We start from the raw sequence: 12,305 nt of genomic DNA, 5'->3' as shown, positions 1-12,305 counted from the left end.
ATATGAACGGACGGACAGCATCATCGTTGCCCGGTGAACTCCCGCAGATATTCGTTGTTCGGCGACAGGATGATCTGGCTCTCGCCTTTGGCATCGGGGCTCAGGAAGGTGGTCCGGTACGACTGCATCGCGCGGTAGAAGTCGTAGAATTTCGGATCCTTGTTGAACGCCGCCGCATAGATCTGCGCCGCCTGCGCCTGGGCGTTGGCGCGGATGATCTGCGCGTCCTTCAGGCCCTGCGCCTTGATCGTCTCCGCCTCCTGGCGGCGCGCGGTTGCCATGCGGGTCAGCGCGCTGGTCAGCGGCGAGCCCGAGGGCAGCTCGGTTTGCTTGATCCGCACGTCGACGATCTGGACGCCATATTGGCTGGCGAGCCGCTGGAGCGAATCCTGGACATTGTCCATCACCTGGCCGCGCTCGGGGCTGAGCAGCGTGCTCGACCGGCGCTTGCCCAGCTCGTTGCGGAGCGACGAGCGCAGCAGCGGCTGGAGCTGTTCGCGCAGCCGCTCCTCGGTGCCGACGGTCACCACCATGCGCAGCGGATCGGTGACCCGGTAGCGGGCATAGGCGTCGATCTCGAGCCGCAGCTGGTCGGTCGACAGCACGGGCTCGTCGGGCAAGTCGACGTCGAGAATCCGCTTGTCGACCCAGACGAGCCGGTCGACAAACGGGATGCGGAACACCGGGCCGGCATTGGTGCGGCCGAAGCCTTCGCCATCCTTGTAGGCGTTGACCGTGCGATACGGCTTCTCCAGCCGCAGCACGACGACCTGCTTGGTCTCCGGCACGATCGCCACGGTGCTCATCAGCACGATCAGCACCACGATCACGGCCACGACGAGCGCGATCGGGTTGCGGGCCCAGGCGGTCACTTGGCGCCTCCCTTGTCCTGCGCATCGGCGGGCGCGGTACCCCGGCGCAGCGCCGGCAGCGGCAGATAGCTGTTCACGCCCGGTGCCTCGACGATCGTCTTGTTGGTGTTGGCCAGCACGGCCTCCATGGTCTCGTAATAGAGCCGGCGCTTGGTCACTTCAGGCGCCAGCTTGTACTGTTCGTAGATCTTGTCGAACTCGGCTGCCTCGCCCTGCGACGCGGCGATCACGCGCTGGGCATAGGCATTGGCGTTGTTGCGGTTCGATTCGGCTTCCTGCTGCGCGGCGGTGACGGCCTTGAAGTCGTCGTCGACCTGCGCCGGCGCGGCTGCCTTCTGGATCGCGACGCCCTGGATTCGGATGCCCGCGCCATATTCGTCGAGGATCTTCTGCATCGCGACCTGGGCCTCGGCCTCGATCTTCGAGCGGCCCTCGCCGATCGCCTCGTTGAGCGTGGTGTTGGCGATCACCGCGCGCATCGCACTCTCGGCGGTCGCGCGCACCGTGTCGCGCGGATCGGCGATCTGGAATACATAGGCCGAGGCGCTGCGCACGTCCCAGCGGACCGAATAGGCGAGATCGACGATGTTCTGGTCGCCGGTCAGCATCAGGTTTTCGCCGCTGTTGGGGAAATTCTCGGTGCGGATGTTGCCGACATCGACGACGTCGACCAGCTGGAAGGGGGCGGGCAAAGTGAACTGGATGCCGGGATCGAGCGTGCCCGAATAGCGGCCGAGGAAGGTGACGACGCCCTTCTCGCGCGGCCCGATCGGGTGGATCGAGGTGTAGAGCACCCAGACCGCCAGCAGGCCGGCGAGGATCAGCAGCCAGAGCCGCGCGCCGGTGGGCACGCCGGGCAGGCCGCCGCCACCACCGCCGCTCCGCGCGCGCCGCCACAGCTCGTCGAGCGCGCTGGGCGAGCCGGTGCGCGAACGCCGGCCCTCGGGCGGGACGGACCACGGGTTGCGCGGGCCCCCGCCATTGCCGTCATCCTTGTCCGAGCCGCCGCCCCAGGGGCTTTTCGGCGGCTCGTTGTGGAAGGTGCCGGACAGCGCGTCACGGCCAGAACTATTCACCATGCCGACCTTTATAAGCAGGGCGGCGCGGATTTACAGTGGCGTCGGACGATTGTGTACCTATGTGCCGCGGGATGACTGACCCGCAGGACCTTTCCGCCGCCCTCGCCCCCGTCTCCGCCGGCCGCGCCACCGTGCGCCTGGAGGCGGGCCGCGCCAATGTCGTGCTCGACGTGACCGGCCTCGCGCCCGAGACCCGCGACGCGCTAGAAGCCGAAGTGCGCGGCGCCGCCGCCGCGCTGCCCGGCGTGTCGGAAGTGCGCGTCCTCCTCACCAGCGAGCGCCGCACCCGGCGGATCCTCGCGGTCGCCAGCGGCAAGGGCGGGGTGGGCAAATCGACGGTCGCCGCCAATCTCGCCATCGCGCTGGCGCGGCGCGGCCTTAAGGTCGGGCTGGTCGATGCCGATATCTACGGCCCCTCACAGCCCAAGTTGCTGGGGGTCGAGGGCGTGAAGCCGCAGGCGCGTGACAAAGTATTGCTGCCGATCCAGACGCCGTTCGGGCTCAAGATGCTGTCGATGGGCGGGCTCGTCGCCGAAGGGCAGGCGATCGCCTGGCGCGGGCCGATGGCGGGCGGCGCGCTGGGCCAGATGGTCGATGCCGATTGGGGCGATACCGAGCTGCTCGTGCTCGACCTGCCGCCCGGCACCGGGGACGTCCAGCTGACGATGATCCAGAAGCACAAGCCGGCGGGCGCGGTGATCGTCTCCACCCCGCAGGACCTCGCGCTGATCGACGCGACCCGCGCCATCGACCTGTTCAACAAGGCCGGGGTGCCGATCGTCGGCTTGGTCGAGAACATGGCCGGCTATTGCTGCCCGCATTGCGGCGGCGTCTCCGATCCGTTCGGCAGCGGCGGGGCGGAGAAGGCGGCGGGCGCGCTCGGCATTCCGTTCCTCGCCCGCATCCCGCTGGCGATGGAAATCCGCTCCGCTTCGGATGCAGGCACGCCCCCCGCCGCTGGCGATACGGAGTCTTCCGGATCCTTTGTAACGCTCGCCGATTCGGTCTATGAATGGCTAAAGAGGTGATGCATGCCGCTGACGCGTGACGAAGACATCCGCACCCTGCTCGAGGAAACGCGCACCATCGCGATGGTCGGCGCGTCCGATCGCCCGAATAGACCCAGCAATGGCGTGATGGTGCTGCTCCAGCGCCATGGCTACCGCGTGATCCCGGTCAATCCGCAGATTACCGGCGAGCATATCCATGGCGAGTTCGTCTTTCGCGAACTGAGCCAGATCGGTGTGCCGATCGACATGGTCGACATCTTCCGCAAGTCCGAACATGCCGGCGAGGTCGTCGACGCGGCGATTGCGGCGGGTGCCAAGTCGGTGTGGCTGCAGCTCGACGTGATCGACCATGAAGCCGCCGCCCGCGCCGAGGCGGCCGGGCTCAAGGTGGTGATGGATCGCTGCCCGGCGATCGAGATCCGTCGCCTCGGCCTGGCGCCGCTCGCCGCCGCCTGATCAAAGCGCGGCGAGGGCCTCGCGCAGCCGCGCCACGTCGCGGGCATCCTGGTAGAGGCCCAGCCCGATCCGCAGCACGTCGCCGCGCACGTCGGTGACGATCTCGTCCTCCAGCAGCGCCTTCTGCCAGTCCGCCGCATGGGCGCTGCGCAGCGCGACGAAACGCGCCTGCGGTGCATCCGGCGCGGCGGGGTTGACCCGCTCGGCGTCGAGGGGGAAGTCCGCCAGCAACTGCGCCCGCAGCGGGGCGACATGGGCGTTGATCGCCGCCGTCGTCAGCCCCTCGCGCGCCAGCATCTCGCGCACCGCGACGAAGCGGTAGAGGCCGGAGGGATCGAAGGTCGCGCCGAGGAAGCGGCGGGCGTCGGGCGCATAGCCGATCTGCCCCGGCGGCAGGGCGAGGTCCTCGAATTCGGCATACCAGCCGGTGATCTCCGGCCGTGGCCCGAACCCCGGCGGCGCATGGAGAAAGCCGACGCCTTCGCCCGCCATCGCGTATTTATACCCGCCCGCGACATAGAACACCCGGTCCGCCACCGCCGACAGGTCGGTCTCCACCGCCATGAAGCCGTGGTAGCCGTCGATCAGCACCCACGGCCCCTCGGGCCGGGCGAGCGCCGCAAGCTCGGCAAGGCCATCGAAGATACGGCCGGTGCCGAACTGGACATGGCTCGCCACGATCAGGTCGAACCCGCCCGCCTGCGCCGTGGCGACGATCTCGCCCATCGGCACGCGGGTGACTACAGCCGTGCCCGCCTCGTCCCAGCGCAGCGACTGGCGGCGGAAGCTGTGGAACTCGCCGTCGGTAGCGAGGATGCGCAGCGGCCGGCGCGGCGCCATGGCGGAGACGATCCGCAGCAGCAGCTCGTGGGTGTTCGACGCGAACACCACCGTCGACGGATCGGGCAGGCGCAGCTCGGCGGCGACATGCGCCTGCGCTGCGGGCCAGATTTCGTCCATCACCCGGCCCCATTTGCGGTCGGCGAGTCGCGCGGCATCCTCCCACGCCGCCTGCTGGCCGAGCCACGAGGCGTCCGGCCAGAGGTGATGGCTGTGCGCGGCGAAGTGCAGCCGGTCGGGGGCGGCGGCCAGCGACCGCTGGAACAGGTGCTTGAAGCTGCTCACAGGTCGGTCCGGAGCGACCAGAGTTCGGGAAAGGCGCGCTTGGCGAGCGTCGATTCGAGATAGCTCACCCCGGGCGTGCCGCCCGTTCCCATCTTGCCGCCGATCACCCGGCTGACGGTGAGGACATGCTTGTGTCGCCAGGTCGCCATCGCATCATCGATATCGACCAGCTTCTCGGCCAGCTGGTACAGGTCCCAGTAGCGATTGGTGTCGCGGTACACCTGGCCCCAGGCGGCACGGACGTCGTCGTTCGGCTGATAGGGCGTCGGCCAGTCGCGGTGCAGCACGGCCTCGGGCAGGGCGAACCCGGCGGCGGCGAGCGCGGCATTGGCATCGTCCCACAGGCTGGGCAGCGCACCGGCCGCATCGGTGAGCGGCCCCGGCACCCCGCCGCCGCGCAGTCCCAGCATTGTCTCGACCGCGCGGAACTGGTCCGACTGGAAGCCCGAGCTGCCGCCGAGCACCGATCGGAAGCGGGTATAGTCGCTGGGCGTCATCGTCGCGAGCACGTCCCAGCTCATCGTCATCACCGCCTGGATGCGGCTCACCCGCGCAAGGCCCTTGTAGGCTTCAATCAGCTTGCCGTCGCGCACCAGCCCCTTGGCGAGGTGCAGCTCGGCGAGGATCTGCTTGAGCCACAGCTCCTTTGTCTGGTGGATGATGATGAACAGCAGCTCGTCATGCCGGTCCGACAGCGGATGCTGGGAGGCGAGCAGCTGGTCGAGGGCGAGATAGCGCCCATAGGTCATGCCTTCGGTCATGTTCGCGACGCTAGCAGCGGGGGGGGAAACGGCAATGGGGTGGGGTGGCGTCAACATCCGACTGAACGACCAGCCGCTTGTGCTAAACCGGCTGGGCCGGTCCATATCGTGCCGGACGCGGTCTGGCCTAGTCCGTGGTCGAACCTGCTATAATCGTGAGTTGCCGTAGTCCAGGCACGTATACGGTAAACAGGAAAACTCCCCACCATTCAATTCCATCGCTGAAATAGTCAGAGACCTCCGGTAGGTAGGGGCTGCTCCAGTCCATGATCGAAACTTGTTCGCCCATAGGCAGAATGAAATTTATGATCTCGTCAAAGAGATTCTGGATCTCGCTTGGTTTGCCCTCGAGTCCCCAAGCAAAGCTATATGCGAACTGCCCACCTAATCCTACTTCGGGGATCGGGGTGCTCCCCGAAACGATATTGAGATCGTCCAGGCTAGTGAATGTTGGGTTGCGTATCGTTGATCCGTCAACAGTCCTGTAACTGCCCGCCCTTAGCAGTGCCCCGCTTTCGAGATCATACCATTCGCCGAAAAATTCTGCGTGACTAATCAGCCTGCAGCCCAAAGCTTGCAGCCTTGTCTCGTCGAACGTGCTGGCATGCCTTAGCGCCTGTGGAATAGCAGGTGTTATTTCCTGTTCCGCGCCACCCGAATCCTCAAATACCGCGAAATCCAGTACGCCGCCCATCTTCTCGTAGCGATCGAAAGCGGATGGCATATTTCTAAGAGGCCTCATGCGTTTCAATCCTGATCGGAAATCAAGTCGGTCAGTCCGCCCCGGGTTACTGAATTCAGCGGTGTGTTTAAAAGCTGAGAAAGTTCGTTCAGCTCGCGAAATTCGGTTGAGCTTATCTTTTCTGAATATTCGTCTATGTACGTGTAAAGCGTCTCGAACGCGAGCGGCAGTTCGTTGAAGTCAATGTACTCCAGCGCGAAACCAAGGCGCCAGGATTCTATCCTGTCGGTGAAGCCCAAGCCAAGGGTTCGTACTCGGTGTGCAATGTCGTTCATTGCTGTACATCATAGCGCATGATTTGGGTGTGCAAGGCGTCAAGCACCGATCTCAGCGGTCAGCGCCTTACCGCCTGGACGCGGCTCACCCGCGGCAGACCCTTATATGCCTCGATCAGCTTGCCGCACCGGACCACCCCTTGGCGAGGTGCAACTCGGCGAGGATCTGCTTCAGTCACGGCTCCTCGCTCTGGTGGGTGATGATGAACAGCAACTCGTCCTTGCCGGTCCGACATCGGATGCTCGGCGGCGAGCAGGTGGTCGAGGGCGAAATAGCGCCAATAGGTCATGCCCGCGACGCTAGCAGCGGGGCGCGAAACGGCAATGGGGGCAAGGCGGAACGTCGCCCGGGTGAGGCCGCATGACAGGCGCTTCCGGCCGGGCTGGCCGAATGGCCTGCATTGAACGGCCTAGCCTGGGGAATGTCGCCGTTTATCGGCGACTGCCGAACGATGCCACGATGTCGATCCCGGCCACATTGCCCGCGGACGTGGTCACGGAAACCTTCGTCGTCAGGCTGCCCGACAGCTCTTCCGCTGCGGGGCCGGCGAGCAGTCCCAGAAATCCCGTCGGCGATCCCTGGCCCGGAAAGGCTCCGGCAAAGCGTCCCAATGCGGCCGGCGTCCCATCCTGGACAATCGACTGCGTCCCAAGTGCAATATTGCTGTTGATGCCGTCATTGCCCACCAAGGTCACGCTACCGGTGAAGGTGCGGGTTGCCCAGTTGATCGTCACCTGAATCGTGCCGGTAACAGCATATCGCGGCGCCAAATCGGTGATCTGAGGGTTTCCCTCCCCGATGACGCGACCCGTATAGGTCGATGTGCCGGTGCGAGGAACGTCGGCATCGGGAGTCGTCACCGCATAATAGGCAAAGGCGCGATAATCATGTCCGGTTAGTGGGCCATCAATATAAGTGAAGTCCGCCAGGCCGAAGCTTGAATAACTGAGTGCCAGCAGATCATTCGCTGGTCCGACATTGAATAGCGTCAACAGATTGCGCGGAGATGTGCCGGGAGGTGCGAGCGGGTCTCTGGGCGCATCATAATAGGTGGTTCGCGCATCCGATTGCGAAGCAACGACGTCACTAGGCAGGAAGCCCGCTTCGAAGTCCGGCGCCATCAAGGAATTCCGAACGTCGTAAAAATAGCCGCGGGTTGCGCTGTCATACCGGAAGAGCGCGCCGGACGTCGGCCCGGTCAGGTTCGTCGACCCACTGACACGCCCGGGGCGATTCAACGGCGACTGAAGACCCGCGGTGGTCGTCACAAAGATTTGGCTGGCGACGAGGTTGGTCAGCGGCCCGCCGCTGCTTGGCGCGGGGGTAGGCGTGGGCGTTGGCGATGGTGTCGGGCTCGGCACCGGTGTGGGCGTCGTTGCGACCGCCAGCGGCGAGGACACGCTGCCGCTATCACCGCCGCAAGCGCTGACGAGCATGCTCAAACCGACGATCGCGCCCGTCTTGAATCGCATCAACCTGTCTCCGAAAGGGCTTTCGTCATTCTGGCTAGTCGTAAGATCGGTCAATATCATTACGCAAGTTTTGCAATCAAGGCGCTTTTTTAGTCGATCCGTACACGTTTCTAGTCTGCTTGCACTTTGAAGAACCGCTTTTGGGGTGGGGCGGGCGGCGGACGTATTAAATTTGCCGCCAGGGCGGTTACCGCTACCACCACCCGGCCCCCTACCAACCTCCCCTTTCCCTCCCCGCCGCACCGCGCTAAGGCCCCTCGCGAATCTTCGCATTCGCAGCACCCCGACGGTGCGCCCGCGCGGCCTATAATGGGCTGCGTCCACCGAGCGCCCGGCGGACCAGATCAGGGAAAGGACCCCGCGCCTCATGACCGCCATCGGCAACGATACGCTCGGCACGCGTGACTCGCTCACCGTCTCCGGCAAGACCTACAGCTTCTACTCGCTCCCCAAGGCGGCGGCGAAGCTCGGCGACATCAGCCGCCTGCCCTTCTCGATGAAGGTGCTGCTGGAGAACATGCTCCGCTTCGACGACGGCGTGACCGTCACGCCCGAGGACGCCCAGGCGATCGTCGACTGGCAGCAAAACCCCAAGGCCCCCAGCCGCGAGATCCAGTATCGCCCCGCGCGCGTGCTGATGCAGGATTTCACCGGCGTGCCCTGCGTGGTCGACCTCGCCGCGATGCGCGACGCGATCACCAAGCTCGGCGGCGACGCGGCCAAGATCAACCCGCTGGTGCCGGTGCACCTCGTGATCGATCACTCGGTGATGGTCGACGAGTTCGGCACCCCCAAGGCGTTCGAAGACAATGTCGCGCTGGAATATGAGCGCAATGCCGAGCGCTACGAGTTCCTGAAGTGGGGCTCCAAGGCGCTCAACAACTTCTCGGTGGTCCCGCCGGGCACCGGCATCTGCCACCAGGTGAACCTGGAATATATCGCCCAGTCGATCTGGTCGTCGGTCGCGCCCGACGGCGAGACGATCGCGTACCCGGACACGCTGGTCGGCACCGACAGCCACACGACGATGGTCAACGGCCTCGGCGTGCTTGGCTGGGGCGTGGGCGGCATCGAGGCGGAAGCCGCGATGCTCGGCCAGCCGGTGTCGATGCTGATCCCCGAAGTCGTCGGCTTCAAGCTCACCGGCAAGCTGGCCGAGGGCATCACCGCGACCGACCTGGTGCTCACCGTGACCCAGATGCTGCGCGCCAAGGGCGTGGTCGGCCGCTTCGTCGAGTTCTACGGCCCCGGCCTGCATTCCATGACGCTCGCCGATCGTGCGACCATCGCCAACATGGCGCCGGAATATGGCGCGACCTGCGGCTTCTTCCCGATCGACGACAAGACGCTCGATTACATGCGCCTCACCGGCCGCAGCGACGAGAATGTCGCGCTGGTCGAAGCCTATGCCAAGGCGCAGGGCATGTGGCACGACGTCAGCGGCCCCGAGCCGATCTTCACCGACACGCTCGAGCTCGACATGTCGACCGTGCGTCCGTCGCTCGCCGGCCCGAAGCGCCCGCAGGACCGCGTCAGCCTCGACAGCGTCGACGAAGTGTTCAACGGCGACCTGACCAAGGTGTACAAGAAGGAGCAGCCCGCGCGCGTGAGCGTCGAGGGTCGCGACCATGACATCGGCGACGGCGACGTGGTGATCGCCGCGATCACCAGCTGCACCAACACCTCGAACCCGTCAGTGCTGATCGCCGCCGGCCTGGTCGCCCGCAAGGCGCGCGCGCTGGGCCTCACCCGCAAGCCGTGGGTGAAGACCTCGCTGGCGCCGGGCAGCCAGGTGGTCACCGACTATCTGAACAAGGCCGGCCTCTCCGAGGATCTCGACGCGATCGGCTTCAATCTGGTCGGCTATGGCTGCACCACCTGCATCGGCAATTCGGGTCCGCTGGCGGAGCCGATCTCGGCCGCGATCAACGGCAACGACATCGTCGCCGCCTCGGTGCTGTCGGGCAACCGCAACTTCGAGGGCCGCGTCTCGCCGGACGTCCGCGCCAACTTCCTCGCCTCGCCGCCGCTCGTCGTCGCCTATGCGCTCAAGGGCACGGTGACCGAGGACATGTACGAGACGCCGATCGGCCAGGGCACCAACGGCCCGGTCTTCCTCAAGGACATCTGGCCCTCGAACGAGGAAATCCAGGGACTGATCAACGCGAACATCGACGACGAGATGTTCCGCTCGCGCTACGGCAACGTCTATCTGGGTGACAGCCACTGGCAGGGCATCAGCGTCACCGTGTCGGACACCTATAGCTGGCCGACCGGCTCGACCTATATCCACAACCCGCCGTACTTCGAGGGCATGTCGATGACCCCGGCGCCGGTGCAGGACATCGTCGACGCCAAGCCGCTGGCGATCCTGGGCGATTCGATCACCACCGATCACATCTCGCCCGCCGGCAGCATCAAGGCGGATTCGCCCGCCGGCGTGTTCCTCCAGGAGCACCAGGTGTCGAAGAAGGACTTCAACAGCTACGGCGCGCGCCGCGGCAACGATGAAGTCATGGTCCGCGGCACCTTCGCCAACATCCGCATCAAGAACGAGATGGTGCCGGGCGTCGAAGGCGGCATGACCAAATATGCCGGCGAAGTGATGCCGATCTACGACGCAGCGATGCGCCACAAGGCCGACGGCACCGCGCTCGTCATCGTCGCGGGCAAGGAGTACGGCACCGGCTCGTCGCGCGACTGGGCGGCGAAGGGCACCAACCTGCTCGGCGTGCGCGCAGTGATCACCGAGAGCTTCGAGCGCATCCACCGCTCGAACCTGGTCGGCATGGGCGTGCTGCCGCTGCAGTTCGCCGAAGGCGTGACCCGCGAGACGCTGAAGCTGGACGGCTCGGAAACCTTCACCATCACCGGCGTCGCGGGTCTCCGCCCGCGCCAGGACGTGGAAGTGAAGCTCACCCGCGCCGATGGCTCGTCGGAAACCTTCCTCACCCGTTGCCGGATCGATACCGTCAACGAGCTGGAATATTTCCTCAACGGCGGCATCCTGCACTACGTGCTGCGCAAGCTCGCCGCCTGATCCGTCGTATCAAGTACAAGGCCGGCGTCCTCTCCAGGGAGGGCGCCGGTTTTTTTGTGTCTCCTATAGTATTCACGTTCGTGAATATATGTGATGATGCTGCGACACAAGGTTTCAACAAAACGAAAAATTGTAACATTTCCTGCTTGACCCAATGCCGTCGGCTCCATCACTTTGGTTAACGATCGGTAAACCGGGATTCGGTGCGATCGAAGTCATCGACCAAAATGGGGGTTCGGATGAAGACGACGAAGATCAAGGCGCTGCTCGCGACTGCGACGGCATTCGGACTGGCGATTACTGCGGCACAACCTGCGGCCGCGCAGACCAAGATCGTGCTCAACGACATTGGCGGCGTGAAGGGCTCCCCGGCGGAGCTCGGCTTCAAGATCGCCGCGAGCTATTGGGAGAGCGTCCTCACCAGCAACGTGACGCTGCACTTCGACGTAGGCTTTGCCAAGCTCGGGCCGAATATTCTGGGCGGTACCAGCAGCACGCTGCTCACCAATGTCGGGATCGACAGCTATTACGGCGCCCTTGCCGCGACCGGCACGAGCGCGCTCGATGCGACCGTCCTTTCGCATCTGGCGCCGCTGAGTCCTACCGGCAGCGTATCGGCGATCGTGCCGAACTATGCCCGGCCGGCCACCCTCGACGGCGTCGCCGCTACGGGGACCCGCCTCACGCCCGACGGCAAGCCGATCAGCAACAGCATGGCGCTCAGCAGCGCGAATGCGCAGGCGCTGGGCGCGGCGGCGGCCTCGGTCGATGCGACGATCCAGTTCTCCAACCAGTTCGCGTTCGACTTCAATCCCACGGATGGCATCAAGGCCGGCACCGCCGACTTCATCGGCGTCGCCATCCACGAAATGGGCCACGCGCTGGGCTTCCTCAGCGGGGCGGACGATTTCGACTATTCGGTCGGTACCGGGTTCAAGACCGACAATTACTGGTGGGCCTATGCAGCGGACATGTTCCGCTACAGCGGCGATGGGCAGCTCAACTGGGCGTTCAACCAGGATTCCTATTTCTCGATCGACGGGGGCGCGACCGCTTTCCAGGGCAAGGACTATTTCTCGACCGGCGAGAATAACGGCGATGGCTGGCAGGCCTCGCACTGGAAGGCGAACAACACCTGCAGCGGCTATATCGGCGTGATGAATCCGTATACCTGCGGCGGCCAGATGGACGTGGTCACCGCCGCGGATCTCGCCCTGATGGACGCGATTGGCTGGAACGTGAACGTCGATGTCCTCGCCAATGGCGGGTACAAGTTCAGCACCAAGGACGTGGCCCAGGCCTGGATCGCCGCCGGGGGTTCGGTGCCCGAGCCGGAAAGCTGGACGATGCTGATCCTCGGCTTCGGCGCGATCGGCGGCGCGATGCGCTACCGCAACCGCTCGCGGCAGGTCCGCTTCGCCTAACCGCCTGCGATCGTAGGTCGAACGGCCCCGCTTTTCCGGAAGCGGGGT

At 65.2% G+C, this 12,305-nt stretch carries 11 protein-coding genes; 4 read left to right on the top strand and 7 right to left on the bottom strand.

What is annotated here, in order from left to right:
• Positions 1–20 precede the first annotated feature (20 nt).
• Positions 21–872 carry a protease modulator HflC gene (hflC, locus tag BM009_RS10440; RefSeq protein ID WP_175487982.1) on the bottom strand — a complete coding sequence of 284 codons (852 nt, stop codon included), beginning with the start codon at positions 870–872 and terminating at the stop codon, positions 21–23.
• On the bottom strand, positions 869–1,951 hold the full coding sequence (hflK, locus tag BM009_RS10435; protein ID WP_093295987.1) for a protease modulator HflK: 1,083 nt from the start codon (positions 1,949–1,951) through the stop codon (positions 869–871). Before hflK ends, hflC begins: the two co-directional genes overlap by 4 nt.
• A gap of 71 nt (positions 1,952–2,022) precedes the next feature.
• On the opposite strand from hflK, the gene BM009_RS10430 reads away from it, so the two are divergent.
• Together BM009_RS10430 and BM009_RS10425 are read left to right on the top strand one after the other, a co-directional pair.
• Positions 2,023–2,979, top strand: coding sequence for a P-loop NTPase (locus BM009_RS10430; RefSeq protein WP_093295986.1), 957 nt, complete (start codon positions 2,023–2,025; stop codon positions 2,977–2,979).
• A gap of 3 nt (positions 2,980–2,982) precedes the next feature.
• Entirely contained in the window at positions 2,983–3,417 is a 435-nt protein-coding gene (locus BM009_RS10425) for a CoA-binding protein (RefSeq protein WP_093295984.1), read from the top strand.
• Here the strand turns inward: BM009_RS10425 and BM009_RS10420 are convergent, their stop codons facing one another.
• The 5 genes from BM009_RS10420 to BM009_RS22220 form a co-directional block, all read right to left on the bottom strand.
• On the bottom strand, positions 3,418–4,542 hold the full coding sequence (locus BM009_RS10420) for an aminotransferase class V-fold PLP-dependent enzyme (protein WP_093295983.1): 1,125 nt from the start codon (positions 4,540–4,542) through the stop codon (positions 3,418–3,420). It lies immediately after the preceding gene.
• The gene (locus BM009_RS10415; protein WP_093295981.1) at positions 4,539–5,303 is read right to left on the bottom strand and encodes a tryptophan 2,3-dioxygenase; all 765 of its coding nucleotides are present in this window, start codon (positions 5,301–5,303) and stop codon (positions 4,539–4,541) included. The genes BM009_RS10420 and BM009_RS10415 overlap by 4 nt, the downstream gene beginning before the upstream one ends.
• A 127-nt stretch (positions 5,304–5,430) precedes the next feature.
• On the bottom strand, positions 5,431–6,045 hold the full coding sequence (locus tag BM009_RS10410; RefSeq protein WP_093295980.1) for a hypothetical protein: 615 nt from the start codon (positions 6,043–6,045) through the stop codon (positions 5,431–5,433).
• Between the two features lie 5 nt (positions 6,046–6,050).
• On the bottom strand, positions 6,051–6,320 hold the full coding sequence (locus BM009_RS10405) for a MafI family immunity protein (RefSeq protein WP_139216599.1): 270 nt from the start codon (positions 6,318–6,320) through the stop codon (positions 6,051–6,053).
• Positions 6,321–6,752: 432 nt separating this feature from the next.
• Positions 6,753–7,793: a HupA family protein gene (locus BM009_RS22220; protein WP_175487981.1), complete on the bottom strand. Its 1,041-nt coding sequence runs from the start codon at positions 7,791–7,793 to the stop codon at positions 6,753–6,755.
• A gap of 367 nt (positions 7,794–8,160) precedes the next feature.
• On the opposite strand from BM009_RS22220, the gene acnA reads away from it, so the two are divergent.
• Both acnA and BM009_RS10385 read left to right on the top strand, forming a co-directional pair.
• On the top strand, positions 8,161–10,833 hold the full coding sequence (gene acnA, locus BM009_RS10390) for an aconitate hydratase AcnA (RefSeq protein ID WP_093295975.1): 2,673 nt from the start codon (positions 8,161–8,163) through the stop codon (positions 10,831–10,833).
• 239 nt (positions 10,834–11,072) lie between these two features.
• Entirely contained in the window at positions 11,073–12,257 is a 1,185-nt protein-coding gene (locus tag BM009_RS10385) for an NF038122 family metalloprotease (RefSeq protein WP_093295974.1), read from the top strand.
• The last annotated feature ends 48 nt before the right edge of the window (positions 12,258–12,305 follow it).

Source organism: Sphingomonas sp. NFR04 (assembly GCF_900114095.1).
In the GTDB taxonomy this organism is placed as follows: Bacteria; Pseudomonadota; Alphaproteobacteria; order Sphingomonadales; family Sphingomonadaceae; genus Sphingomonas.
This window is presented reverse-complemented; position numbering and strand designations above follow the sequence as displayed.